This is a genomic window from Pseudomonas sp. E1MeOHC2 (assembly GCF_058745025.1).
On sequence record NZ_CP196675.1, the window covers coordinates 4,144,320 to 4,171,097 of the forward strand.

The window sequence follows — 26,778 nt, forward strand, 5'->3', positions numbered from 1 at the left end:
CGCGGCGTTCACGCTTGATTAGACTGCAACCGAATTTTCTCATGGCGCCCCGGCGACATGATCGCGCCCCGCGAGCCACCGTGACTCGCGGGCCAGTTCTGAAGGAGTACGCATGGCTGTCTACAACTACGACGTAGTGGTGCTGGGTTCCGGCCCGGCCGGAGAAGGCGCGGCAATGAACGCCGCCAAAGCAGGGCGCAAGGTGGCGATGGTCGACAGCCGTCGCCAGGTCGGCGGCAACTGCACCCACTTGGGCACCATCCCGTCCAAGGCACTGCGTCATTCGGTGCGGCAGATCATGCAGTTCAACACCAACCCGATGTTCCGCGCCATTGGCGAGCCGCGCTGGTTCTCCTTCCCGGACGTGCTCAAGAGCGCCGAGAAGGTCATTGCCAAGCAAGTCGCCTCGCGCACCGGCTACTACGCACGCAACCGTGTCGACCTGTTCTTCGGTACCGGTAGCTTCGCTGACGAGCAGACCATCGAAGTGGTGTGCCCCAATGGTGTGGTGGAAAAGCTCAACGCCAAGCAGATCATCATCGCCACCGGCTCGCGCCCGTATCGCCCAGCCGATATCGACTTCCATCACCCGCGCGTCTACGACAGCGACACCATCCTCAGCCTCAGCCACACCCCGCGCAAACTGATCGTCTACGGCGCCGGCGTGATCGGTTGCGAATACGCATCGATCTTCAGCGGCCTGGGTGTGCTGGTCGAGCTGGTCGACAACCGTGGCCAGTTGCTGAGCTTCCTGGATTCGGAAATTTCCCAGGCGCTGAGCTACCACTTCAGCAACAACAACATCACCGTACGCCATAACGAGGAGTACGAGCGGGTCGAAGGCCTGGACAACGGTGTGGTCCTGCACCTGAAGTCGGGCAAGAAGATCAAGGCCGATGCCTTGCTGTGGTGCAACGGCCGTACCGGCAACACCGACAAGCTGGGCCTGGAAAACATCGGTATCAAGGTCAACAGCCGTGGCCAGATCGAGGTCGACGAGGCCTACCGCACCACCGTGTCGAACATCTACGGTGCCGGTGACGTGATCGGCTGGCCGAGCCTGGCCAGTGCCGCCCACGACCAGGGCCGTTCGGCGGCCGGCAGCATCGTCGACAATGGCAGCTGGCGCTTCGTCAATGACGTACCGACCGGCATCTACACCATTCCGGAGATCAGCTCGATCGGCAAGAACGAGCAGGAGCTGACCCAGGCCAAGGTGCCGTACGAAGTGGGCAAGGCCTTCTTCAAGGGCATGGCGCGCGCGCAGATCGCCGGCGAGCCACAAGGCATGCTGAAGATTCTGTTCCACCGCGAAACCCTGGAAATCCTCGGTGTGCACTGCTTCGGCTACCAGGCTTCGGAAATCGTCCACATCGGCCAGGCGATCATGAACCAGCCTGGCGAGCTGAATAACCTGAAGTACTTCGTCAACACCACGTTCAACTACCCGACCATGGCCGAGGCCTATCGGGTAGCTGCCTACGACGGCCTGAACCGGCTTTTTTAAGCGGCTCCGGCCGGTGGCCTGAGCCGGTCGGGGAGACCGATTTCAGCCCTACCCGAGGGTGGTCTTGGCCAAACCGGGAAAGTCTGTAATCAGGCTGTCCACGCCAAAATCAGCGAGCCGGCGCATCAGTGCCGGTTCGTTGACCGTCCACACCGACACGTGCAACCCCTGGCCCTGGGCTTTGAGCAGGCGCTCGGGGGTGCACAGTGTCCAGTTCAATGCCAGCAGCTCGCAGCCATAGTTCTGCGCGACCTTCAGCGGGTCGAGCCAGGCGTATTCGGCCACCAGCCCACGCGCCACGTCCGGCACCAGCTCCAGGGCGGCGCCCAGCACTTCGCGTGAGCTTGAGGTGATGGTGACCTTGTCCAGCAGGCCGTATTGCTGGGCCAGTTCACGAATGGCCAGCACGGTGCTGGCGGCGCGGGTGCGCGAGGCGCTCTTGACCTCCAGTTGCCAGTGCTCGAAGTCGCATTTTTCGAACAGCTCTTCCAGTTTCGGGATGGGGCAGGGCTGTACCCAGCCCGGTCCACCCTTGCGCGCATCGATCCTGGCCAGGTCGGCGGCCGGGTGCTCGACCACTTTGCCGCGTCGGCCGGTGGTGCGTTTGAGGGTCGAGTCGTGGATCACCATCAGTTCGTTGTCGGCCGACAGGTGCAGGTCCAGCTCGCAGCGGTTGACGCCGTGGGACAGGCATTGGCGGAAGCTGTTCAGGGTATTTTCGGGCGCTTCGCCCTTGGCGCCGCGATGGCCGTAGATCAGGGTCACGTTCGTTCCTTCAATTCAAAGGGAAAAGGCTTAGGAAGCAGGGTCGTTCTGTTCCAGCTGCTGGCGCCGTTGCTGTTGCTGGCGCTGCAGGATGTAACGGGCCAGCAGTTGGCGCTGGGCGTCGGTCATGTCGGTGAATTCGGTGCCGACCTCGAAACTGCCGTCCGGGCGCGGGTCGCAGTGGGTAACCTTGCCGCGCAGCAGCAGGCCGTGGGCGCGGGGCATCAGCACCATCTTCACCTTGACGCGGGTGTCGGGGGCGATGGGCCGGGCCTGGGTGAACTCGATGCCGCCTTCGGAAATGACCACTGCCTGCGGCTGGCCGATTTCGCCGATGAGCGTTTGCGCGACCACAGCGCTGAGCAGGTCGAGGCGTTTGCTTTGCGCCCGCAGAAAGGCCGCGAGTGTACGGTCCTTGTCACTCAACTGGCGCAGCAAGTGCTGGGCTTCGAAGTCGGACAGGTGCAGCTCGCTGAGCAGGTTGAATAGCGGTGAATCATCCTGCAACACTTCTGGCTCAAGGGCTTCGGACGCACTCAAGGGGTTGATTTGAAGTGCGATCTGATCTTCGATGCGGTAGTATTCGCGGCGATCTTCTTCGTCTAATGTCGTCATGGCGAACCCATGGTAGCGGCGGTGGTCCGAGTGTAAAGCCGCCGTATGCGCCTCGCCACAAGGACGTTCCCTTTCATCCGAACAAGCCCCGACATGTTCAGACCTCTTTTCGCATTTATCGGCACGCGTTATACCCGTGCCAAACGCCGCAATCACTTCGTCTCGTTCATTTCCCTGACCTCGATGATCGGCCTCGCCCTGGGCGTGGTGGTGATGATCGTGGTGCTCTCGGTCATGAACGGTTTCGACCACGAGATGCGCACCCGCGTGCTGGGCATGATTCCCCATGCCACGCTCGAGAGCGGCCAGCCGCTTGACGACTGGTCAGCGCTTGCCCAACAAGTAAAGCAGAATCCGCAGGTGGTGGCGGTTGCGCCCTTCACCCAGATGCAGGGCCTGCTGACCCATGATGGCAAGGTGCAGAAGGTGCTGCTCAACGGCATCGATCCGGCACGCGAGCGCGAGGTGTCGATCATCGACAACTTCGTCCAGCAAGGCCGCCTCGACCAGCTGGCACCGGGCGAGTGGGGCATCATGATCGGCGACAAGGCTGCAGCCAAGCTGGGTGTGGCCGTCGGCGACAAGCTGACCTTCGTCGCCCCCGAGGTCAGTGTGACCCCGGCCGGCATGTTCCCACGCATGAAGCGCTTCACCGTGGTGGGTACCTTCCACGTGGGCGCCGGCGAAATCGACGGTTACCTGGGCCTGACCAACATCAACGACCTGTCCCGGCTGCACCGCTGGAAGCCGAACCAGGTGCAGGGCCTGCGCCTGAAGTTCGACGACCTGTTCCAGGCGCCGCGCGTGGCGTGGGACATCGCCCAGCACCTGGGCGACCAGGAGTTCTACAGCCGTGACTGGACCCGCACCCATGGCAACCTGTACCAGGCGATCCGCATGGAAAAGGCCATGATCGGCCTGCTGTTGCTGCTGATTGTGGCAGTGGCGGCGTTCAATATCATTTCCACCCTGGTGATGGTGGTCAATGACAAGCGCGGCGATATCGCGATCCTGCGCACCCTCGGCGCCACGCCTGGGCAGATCATGGCCATCTTCATGGTTCAGGGCACGGTGATCGGGGTGATTGGCACCTTGATCGGCGCCGGCGTCGGCATCCTTGCCGCGCTGAATGTGAGCGCGGCGATTGCCGGCATCGAGACGCTGATCGGGCACAAGTTCCTCAACGCCGACGTCTATTTCATCGATTACCTGCCGTCGCAGATCATGGCCAATGACGTGTACATGGTCTGCGCCGCGGCGCTGGTCCTGAGTTTCTTCGCCACCCTGTACCCGGCCTGGCGTGCGGCCCGCACCCAGCCTGCAGAGGCGCTACGTTATGAGTGAGTCGCGCATGAGTGATAAAGCCGTTCTGAGTTGCCGCAACCTGGGCAAGTCCTACGACGAAGGCCCGGAGTCGGTACAGGTGCTGTCTGGCCTGCAGCTGGAGCTGCACCCGGGTGAGCGCGTGGCCATCGTCGGCAGTTCGGGCTCGGGCAAGAGCACCTTGCTCAACCTGCTCGGCGGCCTCGACACGCCCACCCAAGGCAGTGTCTGGCTGGCGGGCGAGGAGCTGTCGGCACTGGGTGAGCGCGCGCGTGGGCTGTTGCGCAACCGGGCACTGGGTTTCGTCTACCAGTTCCACCACCTGCTGCCCGAATTCACTGCCATGGAGAACGTGTGCATGCCGCTGTTGATCGGCCGCACCGCGATCCCTGAGGCCCGCGAGCGCGCCGAGGCACTGCTCAAGCGCGTCGGCCTTGGCCACCGCCTGCACCACAAGCCTGCCGAGTTGTCCGGCGGTGAGCGTCAGCGTGTGGCGATTGCCCGCGCCCTGGTCAACCGCCCGGGCCTGGTGATGCTCGACGAACCGACCGGCAACCTCGACCACCACACTGCCCAGGGCATCCAGGAACTGATGCAGGAGCTGTCCAGCGCTTCGCGTACCGCGTTCCTGGTGGTGACCCACGACCTCAACCTGGCGCGCCAGATGGACCGTGTACTGAAACTCGACGACGGTCACCTGGTGGCGATCTGAGCCGCTTGCACGGGGTGGCCTGAGCCGCCCCGCAACTCTTTCATTGGGTGTTTTACATGTTCAGACCCTTGCCCTTGTTCATTGGTGCTCGCTACACCCGTGCCAAGCGCCGCAACCATTTCATCTCGTTCATCTCGATGACCTCGATGATCGGCCTGTCGCTGGGCGTGCTGGCGATGATCGTGGTGCTGTCGGTAATGAACGGCTTCCAGCGTGAGATGAGCTCGCGCATTCTCGGCCTGGTGCCCCATGCCAGCATCCTGGGCGTGCAGCCGCTGGATGACTGGCGCACGGTCGCCGATGCCGCATTGAAAGACCCGGCGGTGATGGCCGCGGCGCCGATCACCGAGATGGAGGGCATGCTCTCGTACAAGGGGGCGATGCAGCCGATTCAGGTCAGCGGCATCGACCCGGCCGAGGAAGGCAAGGTCTCGATTGTCGGCCAGCATATTGTCCAGGGCCGTTTGCAGGACCTGAAACCGGGTGAGTTCGGCGTGGTCATCGGGGAGCTGAGCGCCCGGCGTTTTCGCTTGAACACGGGCGACAAACTGACCCTGATCGTGCCGGAAATCAGCAAGGCGCCGGGTGGCATCACACCGCGCATGCAGCGCCTGACCGTGGTCGGTATCTTCAAGGTCGGCGCCGAGCTGGATGGCTCGCAGGCCTACATTCACGTAGCCGATGCAGGCGAAATGCAGCGCTGGGCGCCGGGCCAGGTGCAAGGTGTGCGGCTCAAGCTGCATGACCTGTATGCGGCGCCGCAGGTGTCCAAGGCCATCGCTGCCGGGCTGGGCGATGCCTACCACGCCGATGACTGGTCGCACACCCAGGGCAGCTTGTTCAGCGCCATGAAGATGGAAAAGACCATGATCGGCCTGCTGCTGATGATGATCATCGCGGTGGCGGCGTTCAATATCATCGCCACGCTGGTCATGGTGGTGAACGACAAGGGGCCGGACATCGCCATCCTGCGCACCCTGGGCGCCACGCCTGCGCAGATCATGGGTACGTTCATGGTTCAGGGCAGCCTGATCGGCATCGTGGGCACCTTGATCGGCGGTGTGCTGGGGGTGATTGCCGCGTTCAATGTCAGCCAGATCGTTGGCTGGCTGGAGCGGGTCAGTGGCCAGCACATCTTCACCTCGGATGTGTACTTCATCAGCAGCCTGCCGTCGGAGCTGCAGTGGGGGGATGTGGCGATCATCTGTGCGGCGGGGTTGGTGATGAGCTTCTTGGCGACCATTTACCCGGCGTATCGGGCATCGCAGGTGCAGCCGGCGATTGGCCTGGCGGTTTGAGTATTGTCTGAGATTTTGGGGCCGCGCAGCGGCCCCAATCAGGCGTGATCAGGTAACTCGATCACAAATCGCGTCCAGCCACCCTCGCACTCTGCCCGAATAGTCCCGCCATGCGCCTGCACGATCGACCGGGTAATCGCCAGCCCCAACCCGGCGTGCTCCGTGCTGCCTTCGCGCCGTGCCGGGTCCACCCGGTAGAACCGATCGAACAAGCGTGGCAATGCAGCGGGTTCTATTGCCGCCCCGGTATTGGCCACGCAAACCCGTAACCCAGGCTCCAGCGTCACGCGTACCTGCCCACCGGGCGGGGTGAAGCGCAAGGCATTGTCGAGCAGGTTCGACAACGCGCGACGCAGCATGGGGCGGTCCCCCTGCAGCCGCATCTGGCCTTCGCGCAGCAGCGTCACGTTGCGGTCTTCGGCCAGGGGCGCGTAGTACTCCAGCAACGCATCCACATCCTCATGCAACGCCAGCGCAACCTGCCCCGGCACCAGCAAGCCATGATCGGCCTTGGCCAGGTACAGCATGTCGTTGATCATCTGCGCCATCCACTGCAGCTCCTCCAGGTTGCCATGCAAGGCCTCGCGGTATTCTTCCAGGCTGCGCGGGCGGGTGAGGGTGACCTGGGTGTGGGTCAGCAGGTTGGATAGCGGCGTGCGCAGTTCGTGGGCGATGTCGGCGGAGAATGCCGACAGGCGCTGGAAAGCATCGTCCAGGCGTTGCAGCATGGCGTTCACGGTGGTGGCCAGTTCGGCCAGCTCTTCCGGCATCTGCGCCACAGGCAGGCGGGTGGTCAGCGAGCGGGCCGACACGCTGGCCGCGACCTGGCCCATCTGCCGCAGTGGCCGCAGCCCCCTGCGTACGGCCCAGGCGCCGAGCAGCGCAGTGGCCAGGGCCGAGAGGCCGACGGTGAACCAGATCAGGCGCTGCATGCCCTGCAGGAAATGCTGATGGTGGGTGATGTCGAGGTACAGCGTCAGCTGCGCGGACTGTGGTTCGGCCGGGTTCAGCGGCATTGCCAGGCTGCGGTAATCGGCGCCGTCGGTATGCAGGGTCGCAAGCCCCGAGGGGGGTGTGGTGTCGGGCAATTGCGTGCGGCTGTCGAACCACGGCGCGCCGTCGTGACCGCTGATGCGCAGGGCCAGGTCAGCCTGGTGGCTGAGCTCATCGCGCAGGGCAGGGAGGCGGGTGTCCAGCTCGGCGGGGGTGGCGACGCCGGCCAGTTGCGTGCGAAACAGCGACAGGCGTGATTCGAGCAGTTGTTGGTCGAGCTCGATGAAGTGTTGCTCGCTGGCACGGCTGAACAGCACGCCGGCACCCAGCGAGACAGCAGCCGTACAGGCCGCGAACAGCAGCGCCAGGCGGCTGCCGAGAGAGCGTCGGCGCATCAATCCTGACGCTCCTCCAGCACATAGCCCATGCCCCGTACGGTGTGGATCAGCTTGTTGCTGTGCGGGTCGTCGATCTTCAGACGCAGGCGGCGGATCGCCACTTCGATGACGTTGGTGTCGCTGTCGAAATTCATGTCCCAGACCTGCGAGGCAATCAGCGACTTGGGCAGCACCTCGCCTTGGCGGCGCAGCAGCAATTCGAGCAGGGCGAACTCTTTGGCAGTGAGGTCGATGCGCTGGCCGGCACGCTCGGCGCGGCGACGGATCAGGTCCAGGCGCAGGTCGGCCAGGCTCAAGGTGGTGTCCTGGCTCGGGCTGGCGCCGCGACGCAGCAGGCTGCGCACCCGGGCCAGCAGTTCGGAGAAGGCGAACGGCTTGACCAGGTAATCGTCAGCGCCCAGCTCCAGGCCATGCACCCGATCCTCGACGGCATCGCGGGCGGTCAGGAACAGCACGGGGGTGTCCAGGCCGGCCTGGCGCACCGCTTGCAAAATCTGCCAGCCGTCACGGCCTGGCAGCATCACGTCGAGGATCAACAAGTCGTGATCGCCGCTGAGTGCCAGGTGTTGGCCGGTTTCGCCATCGGCCGCCAGTTCTGTGGCAAAGCCTGCTTCGCTGAGGCCTTGGCTCAGGTATTGGCCGGTGCGGGCCTGGTCTTCGACGATCAACAGTTTCATGCGGTGTCCACAGTTCGGGAGGGGGCGCGGCGTCTATCGGGAAATGATACGTGACGATGTGGGTGCTCGCCCAAACTGACAAAGTTGTAATCTTCCCGTCAGGTAGCTGCCAGCCCCACCTTATTAAGGTGTTCTCATCCTGTTATGTAGTTTGGAGTCATCATGAAACGCCTGTTCATCGCCACCGCCCTTGCCCTGGCAAGCCTGCCTGCCGTTGCCGGCAGTGCCAACGGTTTCGCCTTCGGCGAGCCCGCCCCGGCCGGCAAGGCCACCCGCACGGTCGAGGTGGTGCTCAAGGACATTTCCTTCGAGCCGAAACGCCTGGAAGCCAAGGCGGGCGAGACGGTGCGCTTCGTGCTGATCAATGAAGGCAAGTTGCCCCACGAATTCAACCTGGGTGACAAGGCTATGCACGCCGAGCACCAGAAAGAAATGATCGCGATGCAAGGCAAACTGTTCACCGCAGGCATGAACCATGAGGGCATGGATCACGGCCAGATGAACCACGCCGAAGGTCACGGCCACGGCGCGGGCAATACCGTGCTGGTGCAGCCCGGCCAGCGTGCCGAGCTGACCTGGACGTTCCGCAAGTCGGCGCCCATCGAATTTGCCTGCAACGTGCCCGGGCATTACCAGGCGGGGATGGTTGGGCCATTGACCATCGAGTGACATCAGGCCCAAGGCGGGGCGCAAAAACGGTAGACTAGGGGCATTTCGAACCTTCAGGTCAGTTTCCATGCATCCCGCCGCCGAACACTCCCCGCTGGGCAAGTCCAGCGAATACATCGCTACCTACTCCCCTGAGCAGCTGTTCCCGATCCCGCGTACCGCCAAGTGGGCCGAGCTGGGCGTCACTGCCCAGACCCTGCCGTGGCAGGGCGTGGACTACTGGAACTGCTTCGAGCTGTCGTGGTTGCTGCCGTCGGGTAAGCCGGTGGTGGCCATCGGTGAGTTTGCCATTCCTGCGGACTCGCCGAATATCATCGAGTCCAAGTCGTTCAAGTTGTACCTGAACTCGCTGAACCAGACTGTTTTTGCCTCGATTGGCGAGCTGCAAGCCTGCCTGGAGAAGGACTTGTCCGCAGCGGCCGGCAAGCCGGTCAGCGTCAAGGTGCGCACCTTGGCCGAGGTGGAGGCTCAGGGCGTTGTGGCCTTGCCGGGGCAGTGCATCGATGGGCTGGATGTGGCCATCAGCAACTATGAACAGCCGCAACCCGAGTTACTGCGCTGCGATGCACAGCGGGTGGTTGAAGAGACCTTGCACAGCCATTTGCTCAAGTCCAACTGCCCAGTCACCGGCCAGCCGGATTGGGGGAGCGTGGTGGTCGAGTACAAGGGCAGGGCGCTGGATCATGCCAGCCTGCTGACTTACCTGATCAGCTTCCGTCAGCATGCCGACTTCCATGAGCAGTGCGTGGAGCGCATCTACCTGGATTTGAAGAACCTGCTGCAGCCGGAGCATTTGACGGTGTATGCGCGGTATGTGCGCCGGGGTGGGCTGGATATCAACCCGTACCGCAGCATGGGGGCGATCAGCCCGGTGAATGGTCGGCTGGTTCGGCAGTAAGCGCCTGGTTGTGTCGTTGCAGTGAGATTTTGGGGGCGCTTCGCGCCCCATTCGCGGGCAAGCCCGCTCCCACAGGGCAGCGCTGAAACCTGTGGGAGCGGGCTTGCCCGCGAAAGGGGTGCGAAGTGCCCCCAGCTATTCAGATACCCATGCTGTGCAGCGAGTTGGCAATGCTGCGCAGGGTGGCGGTCAGGTCCGGGTGATCGGCTTCGAAGCGCTCGATCGCCAGATTAACCCCATCCACCAGGTTGTTGTCCGGCGTGGCTTCTTCAAGCTTCAGCTGCGCCTCTATCTGTCTGGCTTCCTCATGCAGGGCGGCCAGCTCTTCTTCCGAAAGTGGCACGTTGCGGTCCAGTTGCTCGCGCAAGCTGTTCAGTCGCTCTTGCAATTCGCGGGCAGGCATTGGCTTTTCTCCATCAATGGCTTGGCAAGGCATGGACCTCGGCGAAGCGGCAAAGGTTCTGGCCTGCTTTCACTGTAATCCACTCGCAGCCGCTTTGCATGATCCGCGTCAAAGGTGCTGTATCAGGGTTTTTCACCCTTGCGCCGCCGCAGGGCGATGTCTTGCAGGCAGGTGTCCAGCGCTTCCAGGTGGTCGATCACCGAGTGCACGCCCAGGCTGAACAGCTCGAGGGTGGCCTTGCCGCGGGCCAGGTCTTGTTCCTGCTGGCTCATGGCTTGCCAGTGCTGGGAGCTGAGGTCGCAGTAAGGGCTGCAGGCGGCCAGGCCCACGGTCCACAACCCAGCGTTCAAGCCTGATTGCAGCAACGCAGGTTCGCCGCTGACCAGTACGCAGCCATCCAGGCGCGCGCTGTCCAGTGCCATCAGCGCCTGCCAGCAGGCATTCGGTGCGGGCCAGCGCACGCCGTTCACCGCATGGCCCGGCAGCCAGTCGGGCAGCACGTTGGCCAGGCGTTTGGCGTGTGTGGCACTCAGGTCGTCCAGCCAAATGCAGGGCACCTGGCGCTGGCGCAGGCTGGCGAGTGTTGCCAGGGCGCCGGGCGCGGGCAGCGGGTGGCCGTTCGCACCCTGGACCAGGCAGCCACGCAGGCCGAACAGCACAGCAGTGAAGGCGGACGCATCGTGCATGGCAACTTCCCTGAAATACTCCGCAGGCTAGGCCGCTATTGTTACCGGTCGATGACGACGCAACATACGTTCACAAAATCTTGAGCAAAAATGTGTAATGCTGGTGATCAGCCCGCAAGCCCTTATACTTGCGCCTTACAGCAGCGCGCCCGGTGCGGCTGCGGCCAAGAAATTCGATGGAGAGACATCTATGCGTAGGATCGGTGCCGGTGTGATCGAGCGAGTCACCCAGGCCTGTGTCTGCGCCAGCTTGCTGCTGGCGCCCGTGGCGGCTACCCAGGCGGCCACCGAGGAGGACCCTTGGGAGACGGTCAACCGCCCGATCTTCAGGTTCAACGATACCGTCGACACCTATGCCCTCAAGCCATTGGCCAAGGGCTACCAGGCGGTGACCCCGCAATTCCTCGAAGATGGCATCCACAATGTCTTCCGCAACCTGGGCGACGTGACCAACCTGGTCAACGACGTGCTGCAGCTCAAGCCCCATGCGGCCGGGGTGGATACTGCACGCTTGATCGTCAACACCACGTTCGGCATTGGCGGCTTCTTCGACGTCGGTACCAAAATGGGCCTGCAACGCAACGACGAAGATTTCGGCCAGACCCTGGGTTACTGGGGCGTGGGCAGCGGCCCTTACGTGGTCATCCCGTTGCTGGGCCCAAGCACGGTGCGTGACGGCCTGGCCAAGTACCCGGACAGCTACACCGAACCCTACCGCTACATCAACCACGTACCGACGCGGAACACGACCTTCGCGGTGGACGTTGTCGATACCCGTGCCAGCCTGTTGTCGGCCGAAAAACTGATACAAGGCGACAAGTACATCTTCATTCGCAACGCCTACCTGCAGAACCGCGAGTTCAAGGTCAAGGACGGCGAAGTCGAAGACGACTTCTGATACGTGCACAGGGGGGCTGCCGTGCAGCCCCTTGCATCAATGCATGGCCAGAATGCGCAAGCCGAACTTCTGCTGCCCACCGGGCTGATCGGCGATCCACACCACCTCGGTGCTGGCGTGCAACCCCTTGAGCGCCGGGTGATCGGAATCGATCCGCACCTCAAGCGTCTCCCCTACCTGAAAACGTTGCGGCGCCTGCACCTGCATGCCCCCGCTGGACAGGTCCAGACACACCGCCGCGATCACCTGGCCTTCGTGCAACAGGCTCACCTCGGTATCGATACGCATGCGGATGAAATCGCGTTTTTCGGCGTGGTTGGAGGGCGTCTGGGGCATGCTGCGTCCTTCCCATTGGGTTGCACTGGTCGGCTTTCTTATAACTCCCGGTGATTTGCCCTGTAAAGAGCGGCGAGGTCGACCCTCGTACCCTTGAAACGCCTGGCGGATGGGAGTACCGTCTGCGCCTTACAAGGTTCCTCTGACAGTTGCCGGGCCGGACTTCTTGTCCTACAACTCAAGTAGAGTGTTACCACAGAGTATTCCCGTAGCTGGCCGTCAGCCTTGCCGACACCGCTGCACCAACCCAAATCGGCGCCGTTCGCCCACATGCAGAAAACCAGTGCAACGCTGCTGATCATCGATGACGACGACGTGGTCCGTGCGAGCCTCGCCGCCTATCTTGAAGACAGTGGTTTCAGCGTCCTCCAGGCCGGTAATGGCCAGCAGGGGCTTCAGGTCTTCGAAGAACACCAGCCCGACCTCGTGATCTGCGATCTGCGCATGCCGCAGATGGGCGGGCTCGAACTGATCCGCCAGATCAGCGAGCGCGCGCCGCAATTGCCGGTGATCGTGGTGTCCGGTGCCGGCGTCATGAGCGATGCGGTCGAGGCCTTGCGCCTGGGCGCTGCCGATTACCTGATCAAGCCGCTGGAAGACCTTGCCGTGCTTGAGCACTCGGTGCGCCGAGCCCTCGACCGTTCGCGCCTGGTGCTGGAAAACCAGCGCTACCGTGACAAGCTCGAAGCCGCCAACCGTGAGCTTGAAGCCAGCCTGCACCTGTTGCAGGAAGACCAGACCGCCGGTCGGCAGGTGCAGATGAACATGCTGCCAGAAAGCCCCTGGGTGGCCGGTGAGTTCGCCTTCGAGCACCAGATCATTCCGTCGCTGTACCTGTCGGGCGATTTTGCCGACTACTTCCGCGTTGATGATCGCCGTATCGCCTTCTACCTGGCCGACGTCTCTGGGCACGGTGCCTCGTCGGCGTTCGTCACGGTGCTGTTGAAGTTCATGACCACGCGCCTGTTGTTCGAATTCAAGCGCGGCAGCAAGATGCGTGAGTTCAAGCCCTCGCAAGTGCTCAGCCACATCAACCGCGGGCTGATCAACTGCAAGTTGGGCAAGCATGTGACCATGGTGGGCGGCGTGATCGACGAAGACACTGGGCTGTTGACCTATGCCGTGGGCGGCCATCTGCCGCTGCCGGTGTTGTACACCCCGGGCAATACCCGCTACCTGGAAGGCCGCGGCCTGCCGGTGGGGTTGTTCGACGAAGCCAGTTACCAGGACCTGGTTGTGGAGCTGCCGCCGGTGTTCAGCCTCAGCTTGATGTCCGATGGCATTTTGGACCTTTTGCCAGGTGACACGCTCAAAGATAAAGAAGCCGCCTTGCCAGAAATCGTCAAGGCAGCGGGTGGCAGCCTGGATGGGCTGCGCCAACGATTTGGATTGGCTACGCTTGGGGAGATGCCGGATGATATCGCCCTATTGGTGTTGAGCAGGAACCTTCAATGAGTACCGGTAGAATTCAGTTCGCCGAGCAAAGCGGTACCTTTGTACTGAAATTCGTCGGTGAAGTGCGCCTGACCTTGTGTTCGGCGCTGGACGCGACGATCGAGAAGATCTTTACCGCGCTGAACTTCTCGGCCATCGTCATCGACTTGACTGAAACCGAGAGCATCGACAGCACCACCTTGGGCCTGCTGGCCAAACTGTCGATCCTGTCGCGCCAGAAAGTGGGGCTGCTGCCGACCGTCGTCACCACCAACCCGGATATTTCCCGGTTGCTGCAGTCGATGGGTTTCGATCAGGTGTTCAACATCGTCGATCGCCCGATACCGTGCCCGGAGTGCCTGACCGATTTGCCATCACAGGACCAGAACGAGGAAGTGGTGCGGTCCAAGGTGCTGGAAGCGCACAAGATCCTCATGGGGTTGAACGACTCCAACCGCGAAGCGTTTCATGACCTGGTGAATGCGCTGGAGCGGACCTGATTTATTGCCTGTGCTGGCCTCTTCGCGGGGCAAGCCCGCTCCCACAGGTTCTTCACTACATCTCAACTGTGGGAGCGGGCTTGCCCCGCGAAGAGGCCGGTACAGGCTAAAAACCTCCCTCATTCCGGCCCGACAAACTCCGTCACATCCCGCCCACCGGCATCCAGCTGAAACACCCGCGCGGGCCGCCCCTGCTCATCAAAAAACACCTGCCCCAACCCCGCACCATTCCATAACCGCTCACCCGCCTTGCTACCGCTGGGCGTACGCGGCACCACTTCCATCTCGCGCCGCTTGGTAAACCAGTTAAGCGGCGAGCGCGGTGAATACAGCCAGCGGTTAAGCCGGTCGAGCACATCCAGTAATCGCCGGGGGAACTCGTTCTTGATCCCGCTGCTGGTGATCTGCCACAGGTGCGGGCTGCGCTGGCGATGGCGAATCAGCACTTCATAAACGAACGAATAATGCACATCCCCTGACAGCACCACGTAATGCCCCGGCGTGCGCGAGTGGCGGAAAATGTTCAGGATCACCTGCGCCGCGCCCCGGTGAGCCATCCAATTCTCGGCATCCACCAGTAACGGGTAGCCCATCCAGCTGAACACCTTTTGCACGGTCTCGATCAGCTTTACCCCGAAGATCGGCGCGGGCGACACGATAATCGCCGAAGGGTGATCGAGCAGCGCCTGTTGCAGTTCGCTCAGCGCCTCCCAGTCGAGCAGGCCCGATGGCTTGGCCAGGCTGCTTTCGCTACGCCATCGGCGCGTGCGGGTGTCGAGCACGAGCAGCGGTGGGTTGCTGGGCAGGCTGAACTGCCAGCCCTGGAAACGCAGCACTTCGCCGATCAGATCATCCTGCGCCTGGTTGTTCAGTGTCTTACCCGTCAGCACCTGGCAGCGTTCGACCAGTGGCCCGCAGCCCTCCGGGTCGTTGCCCCAGGCCTGGCACAGCAGGTAGCCCAGCAGCGCATTGCCGATGATCCGCCGCGAGAACGGGTGGCCGTAGGCGGTTTCTTCCCACTGGGCTGAGAGGTTCCAGTCATCGGTGATGTCATGATCATCGAAAATCATCAGGCACGGCAGGTGCGCCATCACCCGCGCCACCTGGCCCAGGTTGCCGGCGAACGCCTCAATCAGTGGTAGCTCGTGCCGATAACGCGCCTGGCGTTCATTGGTGAGCCCCACAGGCATGTCCAGGTTGACCAGGCGCCAGGGTTCGGGTGACCACACCAGCAGGTACATGGCCATGACTTCGGCGAAGGTCACCAGGTGGTTATCGGCGTTGCTGGACGAGAAGATCGGCTTGCGTTTGCCGCCAAAAAAGCGCTCGCGCAGGCTTTCGTTACGTTCCTGCGCTGGCAGCAGGTCGGCGCGATGGTAGTAACTGGCAGGGTGTCGATAGAGCGCAGCGCTGTCGGCGACGACAGCACCGTCCAGCTGTTCGTCAAACAGCCCCAAGCGTTCGATCAGGGCGTGGATGGCGCGCAGCATGGGCCCGGCGACATCATCGGCATACACCTGGTCGCCGGTCATCAGCAGCACGGCAGGGCGCTGTTCGGGGTCTTGGCACTGTTGCAGCAAACGGTCGGCGCACAGCAGGCCGTCGGCGGCGGGGTGATGCGGCTTGCGGCAAGAGCCATGCAGCACATGATCAAGGCGATCACGCAGCACGAAGTTTGGCCGTGTTTCGCCGGGGTAGAGCAGGTGCGCTGCCCACTCGGCAATGCCTTGGCCATCGATGAGCAGGTCGTAGCCCAGCGTCTGGTTGCAAGGGAGCGGCAGGGCGAAGCGGATATCCAGCAAATGGATAAACGCGTGCTGGCCTATCGGGATGACCTGGCAAGCGACATTAACCGGATGCGCTGCGCCATCCAGGGCGAACTCGGGTTGCAAAGGTTGCGTGGCGACCAGCCAGATGGCCAGGCGCTGCGGCTCCAGCCGGCGCAATACCGGGCCGGCTAGAACGAGGGGTAGGGATGAGGTCATCAACAGCTCTGGTGGCTAGACAGCCCATTCACGCATCCGTGGGAGCGGGCTTGCCCGCGAATAGGCCATCGAATTCAAAATACCTCTAAAGCCCGGCGCAACTGAGCGCCAAACCAAAAACGGGCGGAAAATGCTGAACATTTCCCGCCCGTCAGGCAAACCTAAAATGTATCAGGCCTTTTCAGTCATCAACTTCTCCAGCTTCTCCTGATCCCGCGCGAACTGGCGAATACCCTCGGCCAGCTTTTCGGTACCCATGGCATCTTCGTTCATCGCCCAGCGGAACTGGCTCTCGCTCAGTACCTGCTTGGCTTCACCTGCGTTGCCTGGCGTGAGTACACGCGGCAGATCACCCTGGTCATCGCTCAACTGCTGCAGCAGCTCGGGGCTGATGGTCAGGCGGTCGCAGCCAGCCAGTTGCTCGATCTGGCCGATGTTACGGAAGCTGGCACCCATGACCACGGTCTTGTAGCCATTGGCCTTGTAATAGTCGTAGATCCGCGTGACCGACTGCACGCCCGGGTCTTCTGCGCCCACGTACTCTTTGCCGGTGCTCTTCTTGTACCAGTCGTAGATACGGCCCACGAACGGGGAGATTAGGAACACCCCTGCATCGGCGCAGGCTTGGGCCTGGGCGAAGGAGAACAGCAAGGTCAGGTTGGTCTGGATGCCTTCCTTCTCCAGCTTCTCTGCGGCGCGGATGCCTTCCCAGGTCGAGGCGAGCTTGATCAGCACGCGGTCTTTGCCGACGCCGGCGGCATCGTACAGCTCGATCAGCTTGCGCGCCTTGGCCAGCAGTGCCGGCTCATCGAACGACAGGCGCGCATCCACTTCGGTGGAGATACGGCCAGGGATGACCTTGAGAATGCCCGAGCCAACCGCGACTGCGAACTTGTCGCAGGCCAGGTCCACATCGCCCTTGGCATCGCTTTTTACCTGCTTGAGCAGGTCGGCATAGCCGGAGATGGCGGCGGCCTTGAGCAGCAGCGACGGGTTGGTGGTGGCATCGACCGGTTTCAGGCGGGTGATGGCGTCCAGGTCCCCGGTGTCGGCGACCACGGTGGTGAACTGCTTGAGTTGTTCCAGCTTGGAGGTCATGGGCGTGCTCTTTCCTGTGCAATGACTCGACATTACCCGAGCCCCGGCGGCCGCTCAAGGCCCGTCGAAGCCGCGTGGGCAAACCGCGTGTGGGCGCGGCCTTGCGTCGCGAAAAGGGCTGCGTAGCCGCCCCAAGGTTTCAGCCCAGCACGGGGTAAAACGCCTTGGGGATCTACGAACGGTGATGATTCGATTCACCAACACCCCCAAGGTTCCCAAGGCTGCTGCAACACTCAATGCCCCTGCATCAACTCCGCGGCCTGGTCGAACACCACCAACGGTTCCGGCGCCTTGTGAATATCCGCCGACAACAACTGCCGGAAGCGCCGCGCCCCCTTGAAACCCTGGGCCAGCCCCAGAATATGCCGGGTGACGTGATGCATGGCTCCGCCGCTCTCGATGTGCGCCACGATATAAGGCCGCAACAACGCCAGCGCCTCGCTGCGGCTGACCACCGCCGCCTGGCCGCCGAACAACTGCTGGTCCACGTCGGCCAGCAGGTAAGGGTTGTGATACGCCTCACGCCCCAGCATCACCCCATCGAACGTCTCAAGGTGCGCGTGGCATTCCGCCAACGTCTTGATCCCCCCGTTGAGCACGATCTCCAGGTCCGGGAAGTCCGCTTTCAACTGCGCTGCTACGTCGTAGCGCAAAGGTGGCACCTCACGGTTCTCTTTAGGCGAAAGCCCCTCAAGAATCGCAATCCGCGCATGCACGGTAAAACTCCGGCACCCGGCCTCGCGCACCTGGCCGACGAAATCGCACAGCTCGGCATAGCTGTCACGGCCATTGATGCCGATACGGTGCTTGACCGTCACCGGTGTTGAAACCGCATCGCGCATGGCCTTCACGCAATCAGCCACCAGCGCCGGGCGAGCCATCAGGCAGGCGCCGATCATGTTGTTCTGCACCCGGTCGCTCGGGCAGCCGACGTTGAGGTTGACCTCGTCGTAGCCCGCGTCCTCGGCCAGGCGCGCGCAGGCGGCCAGGTCGGCCGGCACACTGCCGCCCAATTGCAGGGCTAACGGGTGCTCGGACACGTCGTGGCGCAGGAAACGGTGGGCGTCGTTGTGCAGCAGGGCACCGGTGGTGACCATTTCGGTGTAGAGCAGGGTGTGCTTGGAGAGCAGGCGCAGGAAGAAGCGGCAGTGGCGGTCTGTCCAATCCATCATGGGTGCAACGCTGAAGCGGCGTGACGGCTCAGGGCGCGTGGTTTGTGGCTTTGAGGCTGATTCTAGGGGCATTCTGGTCTACGCATATTTGTGCCACTCTTGGGCGTTTTGAGCATTTCTGGTGTGACAGCGGTACGGTGTACCAACATCAAAAACGCTTTTTACCACCGAAAACCATGGCAACGGTCTAGAGCAACGAAAGGCCGATGGAGCGGTTAGCTATACCGTCCACATCCGCCTTAAGAAAAAGGGTGCCCTAGTCTATCAAGAAGCCTAGACATTCGCCCGTAAGCAGTCGGCCCAGGCCAGGGCGAAGCGATGAGAGACTGGCTTGGGAGCGCGCTAAACCTAAGTCAGATTCAATCCGCCGTCTGACAGGAGTATCTCGCCAGTTAAGTAGTCAGAATCAACCAACATTGCAACAGCGTTTGCGATGTCGTCTGGGCTAGCGGCCCTGCGCATAGGTGCGCGAACGCGCCACAACGCTTGAGCCTCTGTCCACTCTGCGGTCAGGGGTGTGTCGACCAAGCCAGGCGCTACAGCATTTACGCGAATGTCCGGCCCGAGCGACACCGCAAGCAAGCGGGTCATGTGATTGAGAGCAGCTTTGCTCACCGCGTAGGGAATGGATGCGCCCTTGGGACGGACACCGGCATGCGAGCTGATGTTTACGACGCTACCTGCTCGACGGTAACGGGCGGCATCGCGTAATGCCGACTCGGCCAATGCGACCAGGTGGAACGGCGCCACGACATTAATCTCGTTGAGCTCGTGCCACACATCCGAAGTGGCAGAGGCTAGGTCGCTGTGCGGAATGACTCTGCTGATGCCGGCGTTATTGACTAATACGTCGAGCTGGCCCCACGCGGCGATCGCTTCTTCAATCAGTCTGACCCTATCAGCTTCCAAAGCAAGATCAGCTTGCACGTAAATAGCTTGCTCCATTTCGGCAGCCATAGCGCGCCCCGTATTTGCAGAACTTCGCGAATGAAGGATCACGGCATAGCCTGCCCGGCTTAATGCACGTGCAATGGCTGCGCCGATACCGGAAGTGGATCCTGTAACCAACGCAACGCGTAGTGCGTTATCGATTGCCGGGTTGGGTTTCATACTGAAATCTCGAGTTGGTTGCTAGGCTTTGTACGAGAAGTGCCTGCGCGACGATCATGCTGCGTTGAAGACAGAGGAAGGTCGGATCCGACACATAGCGGGTGGTAGTCATTGCGTCTAGGCAATGCGACAGCATGCAGCCCGCTAAGTATAATCCTGCGCCTTAAGTCTCCAGGTACTCATCCATATTCAGCTCCGGAAACTTGCGCGTCATGAATTGCAGCGCATCAGGGTCCCGGCTGTCCCGATAACGTCGTACGGCATTCAGGACATCGATTCCGCTCCACATCTCGGTCCATAGGATTTCGGGTTTGTGGTGCAGCAACACTTTCAGTGCCTCCAGAGAAGTACCACCAAGATTGGTCACATGGCCTGCCACCGTACACCCTTGACGGTCGACAGCGTGAATATCGGCACCGGCCTGCAACAGGCGCTCCATGATCTGTGGGTGACGTCTGTTGGTCGCCCACATCAAGGGCGTCAGCCCAAGAAAAAGCGGGTCCTTGATGGTCTCGTCCGGATGCTTCCCCGCCGATAACAGCGCGTCGACCACCATCAGGTCACCGTTCATCGCCGCTTGCGCCAGCGTGTCATCCTCGGCATACATGCCGCCACGTCGCACTAGCTCCACAGCCAAGGCGGATTGCTTGTAGCCGATGGCACAACTGAGAGCGGTTTCTCCCCATTCGCCACGCAGATAACGCAACCTCCACGGCCGCGCCAATTGCAATGCGGCTTGGTCATTGCCAAGTTCGATTTCTTGAAACAGTCGAGAACGAATGGTTCGGCGAAACCAATGGTTCAAATGGTAAGAATTCCAGTTTTCTGGAACAGTGAAAACGAACGTTCTCCACCCAGGGATTCGTATAACGAAAACACTTGCCATCATGCACTCAGTGCTGAAATAGGTGGCTAGATGCTATCACCGCACATTAAAATCCAGAACCCCAGCCCTCTGCTAGTGCTCCCGAATCACCGCATGTGCGTGATGAAGGCGTATCACTAAGCGCGGGCGGCTGGCAGCACCAACGAGGTAATCTGTAAGTGTCGGATGGTTAGGTAAGAAAGAAAATGAATTGATACGCAATGGGTACCAAAACCTTGAGACTAGCCTCAGATCGCGCTTAACGCGGCTTTAGTACGGGGCTGAGTTAGTTCTTGATTCCGCCACACTAAATGGAAATCGTCCCTGGGCGTAGCTCAGGAACGACTCATCTAACGGCTTATGCAGGCAAACTCATATGCAACAACGGAAACGGCCGCCCCTCGCCATCCACCTCAGAACGCCCCGTTTGCACAAACCCGTAATGCAGATAAAACCCCACCGCCTCAGGGTTCTGCTCGTTCACATCCACACTCAGCGTGCTCCGTGAACCCCGTGCGTAATCCAGCAGCGCACGGCCAACCCCACGCCCGTGCAGGTCGGGATCGATAAAGAGCATTTCCACATGCTCCTGATTCAGCCCCATGAAGCCTAACGGGCAATCTTCAGCATCGACCGCAACCCACAACTCGACAGCGTGTAGGTAAACGTCGCGCAACTGCGGCAGCAGCGCGTCTATGTCGGATGCCTGCAAAAAATGGTGAGTGGCGCGAACGGCACGCAGCCAAATGTCGAGCAGCAGCGGGTGGTCTGCGGCGTTAGCCTGACGAATGATCATGTAATCAACCTTGTTCACTTGATAACGAAGTAGCGGCACGCCATTGGGCGACCGTATAAGTGTCGGCATCTTGAATGCCCGCTTCGCGAATTAACGCCTGGGCGGTACACAGCAGAGGGGGCCGAAAAGGAAGGGGCTGAAAAAGTACTCATCGCCGCAGGGTGCGTCAAGGTCAGGGGGACGGGCTCGAAAATGCGCTGTCCCCTGCAATCGATTCAGATCGAACGCTGGTTCACCCGCGCCGTAAGCTGCTCGGCGCTTTCTTTGCGCTCGGAATAGCGGTCCACCAAAAACTCGGTGCGGTCGCGCAGCAACAGGGTGAACTTCACCAGCTCTTCCATCACATCGACAACCCGGTCGTAGTAGGGCGATGGCTTCATGCGGCCTGCATCGTCGAATTCCAGGTACGCCTTGGGCACCGAGGACTGGTTGGGGATGGTGAACATGCGCATCCAGCGGCCCAGCACCCGCAGTTGGTTGACCACGTTGAACGACTGCGACCCCCCGCACACCTGCATCACGGCCAGGGTCTTGCCTTGGGTGGGGCGTACGGCGCCGAGGGCCAGGGGGACCCAGTCGATCTGCGCCTTGAACACGGCCGACAGGGCGCCATGGCGTTCGGGCGAGCACCAGACCTGGCCTTCGGACCACAGCACCAGGTCACGCAGTTCTTGCACTTTGGGGTGCTCTACCGGCACGTCGTCAGGCAACGGCAGGCCGGAGGGGTCGAAGATGCGCGTCTCTGCACCAAAGTGCTGCAGGAGGCGGGCAGCCTCTTCGGTCAGCAAGCGGCTGAAGGAGCGTTCGCGGGTCGACCCGTACAACAGCAGGATGCGCGGTTTGTGCTCGCTGGCACGGGGCGCGGCCGGGGCTGCGTCAAACAGGGACAGGTCGAGGTTGGGCAGTTGTTCTGACATGGGGCCTCCTTAGGCTCCGTACGAGAAGTTTTGTGGGAGCGGGCTTGCCCCGCGATGGAGTGCGAAGCGCTCCTGCACCCGATATCAAATAGTGTCAAAGACGCCGCGAACTCAGGCTTTGCTGCCGCGTTGCGGCAGATCGCGGGGCAAGCCCGCTCCCACAACGATGGATGACCCTACTTTTCGTACAAACCCTAGAGCGTTCCGATGCGGTCCAACTCGCGCTGGAGTTCGTCGCGGTCGAGGGTATTGAAGGGGAGGGCGAAGAGGGCTTTGCAACGTCGCTCGATGATTGCCAGCGTGGCCTTGAACGCGGCGTCGATTGCGGCCTCGTCACCCTCCGCTTCGGAAGGGTCTTGCAGGCCCCAGTGGGCTTTCAGCGCTGGGCCGAAGTACACGGGGCAGGTTTCGCCGGCGGCCTTGTCGCAGACGGTGATGACGATGTCTGGCGGGTTGGCGGCGAAGGCATCGTTACCTTTGCTGCTAAGGCCTTCAGTGGAAATGCCGGCCTGCTGCAGGGTGGTGAGGCTGCGCGGCAGCACCTGGCCTTTGGGAAAACTGCCGGCGCTGACGGCTTTGAAACCTGGCGGTGCCAGGTGATTGAACAGCGCTTCGCTGAGGATGCTGCGGCAGCTGTTGGCGGTGCACATGAACAGGACTTGCATGGAGGCTCTCTCGCGGGTTGGCGGCTTCAGCAGCAGGCGGCTGCGCGGACGGGGCGGTCGGCCATGTGCTGCAGGCGTGCTGTGTTCGACTGCAGCCATATGGTGTTGGCCTGCAACGTCACCTGCAGCATGTCGTGCACCCACGTGGGTAGGTCCGGGTTGAGGCGGTAATACACCCACTGGCCCTGGCGGCGATCCAGCAGCAGGCCGCTGCTTCGCAGTTGGGCGAGATGGCGGCTGATTTTCGGCTGGCTGTCGTCGAGCGCGCACATCAACTCGCAAACGCAGAGCTCGCCCAGGTTGGCGATGAGCAGGGTGGCGCGAGCGCGGGTCTCGTCGGCCAGGTTCTTGAAGACCTCGGGTGGGGTGATCATGGAGGTGCTCTTTATATGTGGATAATCGAATATACGGATTTCCATATGTATTTGGCAAGCGGGAAAATGCGGCACGAAATTGATACAGAGCTAGCGGAAATGATCAGATTTTGGCTCTTCCTTGTAGGGCGTTTCTGAATAACTCTTTGCAGGCCATTGCGTCATTGCGATGGAAAGCTGAGCCCCCTAGTCTCGCTGGGTCGTTGCAAATTCAACGACCGGGTCTGCAAGCCCGTAGCTTGGATTGGTCTCAGTTTGCTATTGGCTTTGTTCAATGGTGGCTGCGTGCGGGTGGCCTTTTGGCCAGCCGGGCAATTGACCTCCAAGTCCGGTCTTGCAGGCCCGCACGTAGCCGCCACCTATTCATCTGCAAGTGATTTGGCGACGGTCCGACTTAGATTTTGTCTGGAGGTTGTCATGCTCAAGATCGTCCCCGATCCACCTTGCTCCCCCGATTCCCCTCATTACCTCGAAGACACCCTGATCCAGGCCACGGAGTACGTACTCTGCGCCTTGGCCGTCGCTCACCACGCCGTCTCCACGCTCCCCAAGTCGCCTGCCTCGATCATGACCCTGGCCGTCATGCACGAAATGGAAGCTGTGCGCACATTGCTGGAATCGGCGGTTGCGCAGGTGCAGCTCACGGACAGGCCGCAGATGCATACCTTGCATTGACTTCAGCGTATGCCGGGGCTGCTGTGCAGCCCTTCGCGGGGCAAGCCCGCTTGTGTCTTGGAGAGGGAATAGAATCTGAAGTGAGAGCGGTGAATGGCAAGCTGATAGCCCGAGGTGCCCAGAGCACGTGTGGGAGCAAAAGCTGCCATTCACCGTTCCACTTTGGCGAGAGCCCGAACAGTTGGATGAGGGGCGTAATCTCGAATCACAAGCGTGGGCCAAGCCAAAGCGCTCTCACTCCTTGAGTTTAAGAGGGTTTGGCCATGTCTTCCTCTGTCGGCATCGATGTTTCCAGTGCCACACTTGCTGTTCACATCCGCCCTGAGGGGGTGAACTTCAGTGTTTCCAATGACTTGAAGGGATTCCAACTGCTCGTCGAAAAGCTTGGCGGGTATGCAGTTTCAATGGTCTTGCTCGAAGCTACCGGTGGCTACGAGTGCAATGTCCTCAAAGCGCTGCAGGATGCCGATTTTCCGGTTTGCCGGATCAATCCCAGTCGTGCCCGGGACTTTGCCAAGTCGATGGGTAAACGCGCCAAGACCGATCCCATTGACGCAGCGGTTTTGGCTCACCTGGCTGAAGTTATGCCCCCACGGCCTTGCCAGGTGATGACACCCGAGCGGGCCTTGCTGCGCGAACTGCTTATGCAGCGGGATCGCTTCGTCCAACAGCGCGACGATGACAAGCGGTGCCTGAAGCAGGCGCGGGCTCCCAGTGTTTGTTTGCGGTTGGAACAACACATCGCCTATCTGAAGGGTGAAATTCGAGCGCTGGAACAAGAGATCGCACAGCAGGCAGCAGCTTTGCCTGATGACCGGGTTAAACAGCTCACTCAAGTCAAAGGAATTGGTCTGATTACTGCCGGAAAGCTGATGGCCTTGCTGCCAGAGCTGGGCCAGGTGGATAAGAAGGAAATTGCCGCCTTGGTCGGTGTTGCGCCGTTCAACCAGGACAGCGGCAAGCAGTCGGGCAAGCGTTCAATCTGGGGGGGGCGCTCACAAGTCAGGCGGGCGCTCTATATGGCCTGCTGGGTGGTGATACGGCACAACAAGGACTTCTGCGAGCGCTACAAAGCACTGCGAGCCCAAGGGAAGTGCGCGAAAGTATCGGTGGTGGCGTGTATGCGAGTATTGATAGTGAGGCTAAATGCGATGCTCAAGACCGGAACGCCCTGGAAGGAGCAAATAGCTCATTCGTAGGAGCAAGCCTTGCTGGCGATGCCCGGCACAGCCGGGCCTGGGGCGCTACGCGCCCCATCGCCGGCAAGGCCAGCTTCCACAAGAAGACAGTTGCTCCCACCGAGATCGTGCCGTCTTTAGAGATTCGAACAAGACAGTTGCTCCCACAGGGATCGTTCCGGCTTTAGAAAATTGAGCTAGACAGTTGCACTCACAGGGGCGCGGCCGCGCCAGGGGGATTTGAAATGGACAAGGCACTACCAGAAGGCACCGGCACGCTGGGTTTGACTATAGGCTCCGCGTCGTGCCTGGACGGCGTGATACAGGGCAAGCGCCTGTTTCGCGTAGAACCCGGCAACTGCTGCGACCATGCCATCGAGCAGGCGTCGGTGCTGATGGACTGCTCAAGGCGAGCCTCGTTCATCGGCGTGATGGACGACGAACCTGTGCTGGTCTGGGCCTCGCACTTTCTTTGCGAAATGGCCAAGGCGCTGATGGACGATGCGCACATGGGCATGCGTAAGCACCGCTGATGCGTCAGCCTCAGTCGGTAGCAGTTTCTACTGCGCCGTCACCGCCTGCCCCTTATGCGCCTGGCGCCACTGCTTGGGGCTGACATCGAACCAGCGGCGGAACGCGCGCGAAAACGCGCTGATCTCCGAATACCCAAGCAGCAAGGCCAGCTCGGAGATTGGCAGCGCGGACTGTTGCAGGTAGTAGGTCGCCAGCTCTTGGCGCACGGTGTCGATCAGGGTCGAAAAACTTAACCCTTGCTCCTGCAGGCGGCGTTGCACCGTCCAGCTGGGCAGGCGCAACTGCTCGGCGACTTGCTCCAGGCTCGGGTAGCCGTCGCCGAGCATGGCCCTGACTTGCGTCTTGACGTCATCGACAATGCCCGGCCGGTTGGGCGTGCCGGCCTGGCCGCCGAGCATGCGCATGCTTTCGATGACGATGGCCAGCAGCCGTGGGTCGCGGCCGGGCATCGGCCGGTCAAGCACGCTGCGGCGGAACACCAGCGAATTGCGCGGCTGGCCAAACAGCACCGGGGCGTCGAACACTTTGCAGTGCTCGTGCCAAGCCTCGGGTTGCGGGTGCTCGAACAGCACCTTTTCCGGCGCCCAGTTCTGGCCTAGCGCGTGGCGCATCAGGTTGAAGAACATACCCAGCGACAGCTCGGCATCCTGGCGTTTGCGCAGGATGGCGCCGTACTGCACCTGGTAGTCGAGGCGGTAGAATTCGCCCATGGCTTCCATGCTCAACAGGCTGCTTTGCTGATGCACCGGGAAGGTGCTGACCACATTGCGCAGGGCATCGCCCAGGGTGGCCGAGCACATGCCCACGTAGCCGAGCAAACCCAGCGCGTCGGGCCTGAACTGTTGGCCGAAACGCAGGCCGAAGTTGTCGTTGCCGGTTTGCCGGGCGGCCTCTTCGAACACTTGGCAATACTGGTTCAGGTCCAGGCTCAGGGTTGGGTGCTCAAGGCGCTCGGAGTCGATGCCGGCGCGCCCGAGGATGCGCTCGGCGTCACCACCTTGCTGGCCGATGAAGCTGACCAGGCCGGTCGCCGCCGAGGCCAGAATACCTATCGAGTTGCCGGGCAGGGCCCCCGCGTGGGGGAGCTGACCTGGATGGACAACGTGCACGTAGAATCCTCCTCGATCGTTTACCGGCTGCTGCTGGGTAACTGTGGGAGCAATTTTCATTCCACGCCGCGCGAAACGCTGTAATGACGCCATGTGGCCGCTCAAGGGCAGGTCTTTGCGCGCTGGGCTGGGCCACGCCTGGCGTGGGCTACGCACCCGTATGGTGCGTAGCCTTTGGTTACAAAACT

The 26,778-nt window shown here is 61.6% G+C and carries 29 protein-coding genes; 12 read left to right on the forward strand and 17 right to left on the reverse strand.

All coding sequences use genetic code 11. The features are described from left to right. Nucleotides 1-112 precede the first annotated feature (112 nt). Nucleotides 113-1,507 (forward strand): Si-specific NAD(P)(+) transhydrogenase, encoded by a 1,395-nt coding sequence (gene sthA, locus ACSSU5_RS18765; protein WP_264309520.1) that lies wholly within the window; start codon nt 113-115, stop codon nt 1,505-1,507. A 48-nt stretch (nt 1,508-1,555) separates the two neighbouring features. Here the strand turns inward: sthA and ACSSU5_RS18770 are convergent, their stop codons facing one another. Together ACSSU5_RS18770 and ACSSU5_RS18775 are read right to left on the reverse strand one after the other, a co-directional pair. After that, a complete protein-coding gene (locus ACSSU5_RS18770) occupies nt 1,556-2,272 on the reverse strand; it encodes a glycerophosphodiester phosphodiesterase (protein ID WP_264309519.1) in 717 nt (238 codons plus the stop codon). Nucleotides 2,273-2,302: 30 nt separating this feature from the next. Then, nucleotides 2,303-2,887 carry a PilZ domain-containing protein gene (locus ACSSU5_RS18775; RefSeq protein ID WP_264309518.1) on the reverse strand — a complete coding sequence of 195 codons (585 nt, stop codon included), beginning with the start codon at nt 2,885-2,887 and terminating at the stop codon, nt 2,303-2,305. A gap of 93 nt (nt 2,888-2,980) precedes the next feature. Here ACSSU5_RS18775 and ACSSU5_RS18780 point away from each other — a divergent pair, with 93 nt between their 5' ends. Genes ACSSU5_RS18780 through ACSSU5_RS18790 form a run of 3 tightly spaced genes read left to right on the forward strand, consistent with a single transcriptional unit; the run spans nt 2,981 to nt 6,220 of the window. Beyond that, entirely contained in the window at nt 2,981-4,231 is a 1,251-nt protein-coding gene (locus ACSSU5_RS18780) for a lipoprotein-releasing ABC transporter permease subunit (protein ID WP_264309517.1), read from the forward strand. Between the two features lie 7 nt (nt 4,232-4,238). After that, on the forward strand, nt 4,239-4,922 hold the full coding sequence (gene lolD, locus ACSSU5_RS18785) for a lipoprotein-releasing ABC transporter ATP-binding protein LolD (protein WP_172960376.1): 684 nt from the start codon (nt 4,239-4,241) through the stop codon (nt 4,920-4,922). A 56-nt stretch (nt 4,923-4,978) separates the two neighbouring features. Next, nucleotides 4,979-6,220 (forward strand): lipoprotein-releasing ABC transporter permease subunit, encoded by a 1,242-nt coding sequence (locus tag ACSSU5_RS18790; protein ID WP_264309516.1) that lies wholly within the window; start codon nt 4,979-4,981, stop codon nt 6,218-6,220. Between the two features lie 38 nt (nt 6,221-6,258). Here the strand turns inward: ACSSU5_RS18790 and ACSSU5_RS18795 are convergent, their stop codons facing one another. Further along, complete coding sequence (locus ACSSU5_RS18795; RefSeq protein ID WP_492559480.1) at nt 6,259-7,611, reverse strand: heavy metal sensor histidine kinase; 1,353 nt, start codon at nt 7,609-7,611, stop codon at nt 6,259-6,261. Then, nucleotides 7,608-8,288, reverse strand: a complete 681-nt coding sequence (cinR, locus tag ACSSU5_RS18800) for a two-component system response regulator CinR (RefSeq protein ID WP_492559481.1) — start codon at nt 8,286-8,288, stop codon at nt 7,608-7,610. Before cinR ends, ACSSU5_RS18795 begins: the two co-directional genes overlap by 4 nt. Nucleotides 8,289-8,450: 162 nt before the next feature. Between cinR and ACSSU5_RS18805 the strand changes: the two genes are divergently transcribed. Together ACSSU5_RS18805 and queF are read left to right on the forward strand one after the other, a co-directional pair. Then, nucleotides 8,451-8,957, forward strand: coding sequence for a cupredoxin domain-containing protein (locus ACSSU5_RS18805; protein ID WP_492559482.1), 507 nt, complete (start codon nt 8,451-8,453; stop codon nt 8,955-8,957). 67 nt (nt 8,958-9,024) lie between these two features. Continuing rightward, nucleotides 9,025-9,855 (forward strand): NADPH-dependent 7-cyano-7-deazaguanine reductase QueF, encoded by an 831-nt coding sequence (queF, locus tag ACSSU5_RS18810; RefSeq protein ID WP_264309512.1) that lies wholly within the window; start codon nt 9,025-9,027, stop codon nt 9,853-9,855. Between the two features lie 139 nt (nt 9,856-9,994). Here the strand turns inward: queF and ACSSU5_RS18815 are convergent, their stop codons facing one another. Then, nucleotides 9,995-10,258, reverse strand: coding sequence for a DUF4404 family protein (locus ACSSU5_RS18815; protein ID WP_003248815.1), 264 nt, complete (start codon nt 10,256-10,258; stop codon nt 9,995-9,997). A gap of 122 nt (nt 10,259-10,380) precedes the next feature. Beyond that, nucleotides 10,381-10,944 carry an HAD superfamily inactivated hydrolase PcrP gene (gene pcrP, locus ACSSU5_RS18820; RefSeq protein ID WP_264309511.1) on the reverse strand — a complete coding sequence of 188 codons (564 nt, stop codon included), beginning with the start codon at nt 10,942-10,944 and terminating at the stop codon, nt 10,381-10,383. Nucleotides 10,945-11,134: 190 nt separating this feature from the next. Between pcrP and ACSSU5_RS18825 the strand changes: the two genes are divergently transcribed. Next, complete coding sequence (locus ACSSU5_RS18825) at nt 11,135-11,842, forward strand: MlaA family lipoprotein (RefSeq protein WP_264309510.1); 708 nt, start codon at nt 11,135-11,137, stop codon at nt 11,840-11,842. A gap of 36 nt (nt 11,843-11,878) precedes the next feature. Here ACSSU5_RS18825 and ACSSU5_RS18830 read toward each other — a convergent pair whose 3' ends face one another. Next, entirely contained in the window at nt 11,879-12,178 is a 300-nt protein-coding gene (locus ACSSU5_RS18830) for a PilZ domain-containing protein (protein WP_492559483.1), read from the reverse strand. A gap of 270 nt (nt 12,179-12,448) precedes the next feature. Between ACSSU5_RS18830 and rssB the strand changes: the two genes are divergently transcribed. Continuing rightward, nucleotides 12,449-13,633, forward strand: a complete 1,185-nt coding sequence (gene rssB / locus ACSSU5_RS18835; protein WP_027596602.1) for a two-component system response regulator RssB — start codon at nt 12,449-12,451, stop codon at nt 13,631-13,633. Then, nucleotides 13,630-14,112, forward strand: coding sequence for an anti-sigma factor antagonist RssC (gene rssC, locus ACSSU5_RS18840; protein WP_016500715.1), 483 nt, complete (start codon nt 13,630-13,632; stop codon nt 14,110-14,112). Before rssB ends, rssC begins: the two co-directional genes overlap by 4 nt. A gap of 119 nt (nt 14,113-14,231) precedes the next feature. On the opposite strand, the gene ACSSU5_RS18845 is transcribed toward rssC, so the two are convergent. The 9 genes from ACSSU5_RS18845 to ACSSU5_RS18885 all read right to left on the reverse strand — a co-directional run bounded on the left by ACSSU5_RS18845 (nt 14,232) and on the right by ACSSU5_RS18885 (nt 23,094). After that, nucleotides 14,232-16,097 (reverse strand): alkaline phosphatase D family protein, encoded by a 1,866-nt coding sequence (locus ACSSU5_RS18845; RefSeq protein WP_492559484.1) that lies wholly within the window; start codon nt 16,095-16,097, stop codon nt 14,232-14,234. A 171-nt stretch (nt 16,098-16,268) separates the two neighbouring features. Continuing rightward, on the reverse strand, nt 16,269-17,195 hold the full coding sequence (gene tal / locus ACSSU5_RS18850; RefSeq protein ID WP_492559485.1) for a transaldolase: 927 nt from the start codon (nt 17,193-17,195) through the stop codon (nt 16,269-16,271). 233 nt (nt 17,196-17,428) lie between these two features. Continuing rightward, nucleotides 17,429-18,439 (reverse strand): tRNA dihydrouridine(20/20a) synthase DusA, encoded by a 1,011-nt coding sequence (gene dusA, locus ACSSU5_RS18855; protein WP_492559486.1) that lies wholly within the window; start codon nt 18,437-18,439, stop codon nt 17,429-17,431. Nucleotides 18,440-18,715: 276 nt separating this feature from the next. After that, on the reverse strand, nt 18,716-19,477 hold the full coding sequence (locus tag ACSSU5_RS18860; protein ID WP_492559487.1) for an SDR family NAD(P)-dependent oxidoreductase: 762 nt from the start codon (nt 19,475-19,477) through the stop codon (nt 18,716-18,718). A 163-nt stretch (nt 19,478-19,640) separates the two neighbouring features. Continuing rightward, nucleotides 19,641-20,282, reverse strand: coding sequence for an ankyrin repeat domain-containing protein (locus tag ACSSU5_RS18865; protein ID WP_492559488.1), 642 nt, complete (start codon nt 20,280-20,282; stop codon nt 19,641-19,643). A gap of 418 nt (nt 20,283-20,700) precedes the next feature. Then, nucleotides 20,701-21,138, reverse strand: a complete 438-nt coding sequence (locus tag ACSSU5_RS18870) for an acetyltransferase (protein ID WP_492559489.1) — start codon at nt 21,136-21,138, stop codon at nt 20,701-20,703. A 215-nt stretch (nt 21,139-21,353) separates the two neighbouring features. Then, nucleotides 21,354-22,055 (reverse strand): arsenical resistance protein ArsH, encoded by a 702-nt coding sequence (gene arsH / locus ACSSU5_RS18875; RefSeq protein ID WP_027596595.1) that lies wholly within the window; start codon nt 22,053-22,055, stop codon nt 21,354-21,356. A 194-nt stretch (nt 22,056-22,249) separates the two neighbouring features. Then, entirely contained in the window at nt 22,250-22,720 is a 471-nt protein-coding gene (locus ACSSU5_RS18880; RefSeq protein WP_492559490.1) for an arsenate reductase ArsC, read from the reverse strand. A 26-nt stretch (nt 22,721-22,746) separates the two neighbouring features. Then, the gene (locus ACSSU5_RS18885; protein WP_492559491.1) at nt 22,747-23,094 is read right to left on the reverse strand and encodes a metalloregulator ArsR/SmtB family transcription factor; all 348 of its coding nucleotides are present in this window, start codon (nt 23,092-23,094) and stop codon (nt 22,747-22,749) included. 417 nt (nt 23,095-23,511) lie between these two features. Here ACSSU5_RS18885 and ACSSU5_RS18890 point away from each other — a divergent pair, with 417 nt between their 5' ends. The 3 genes from ACSSU5_RS18890 (at nt 23,512) to ACSSU5_RS18900 (ending at nt 25,480) form a co-directional block, all read left to right on the forward strand. Continuing rightward, entirely contained in the window at nt 23,512-23,769 is a 258-nt protein-coding gene (locus ACSSU5_RS18890; protein ID WP_264309499.1) for a hypothetical protein, read from the forward strand. 263 nt (nt 23,770-24,032) lie between these two features. Continuing rightward, nucleotides 24,033-24,968 carry an IS110 family transposase gene (locus ACSSU5_RS18895; protein WP_492559492.1) on the forward strand — a complete coding sequence of 312 codons (936 nt, stop codon included), beginning with the start codon at nt 24,033-24,035 and terminating at the stop codon, nt 24,966-24,968. Nucleotides 24,969-25,192: 224 nt separating this feature from the next. Further along, complete coding sequence (locus tag ACSSU5_RS18900) at nt 25,193-25,480, forward strand: DUF3077 domain-containing protein (RefSeq protein ID WP_264309498.1); 288 nt, start codon at nt 25,193-25,195, stop codon at nt 25,478-25,480. Nucleotides 25,481-25,507: 27 nt separating this feature from the next. Here ACSSU5_RS18900 and qhpR read toward each other — a convergent pair whose 3' ends face one another. Next, the gene (gene qhpR / locus ACSSU5_RS18905; RefSeq protein WP_264309497.1) at nt 25,508-26,590 is read right to left on the reverse strand and encodes an AraC-like transcriptional regulator QhpR; all 1,083 of its coding nucleotides are present in this window, start codon (nt 26,588-26,590) and stop codon (nt 25,508-25,510) included. Nucleotides 26,591-26,778 lie beyond the last annotated feature (188 nt).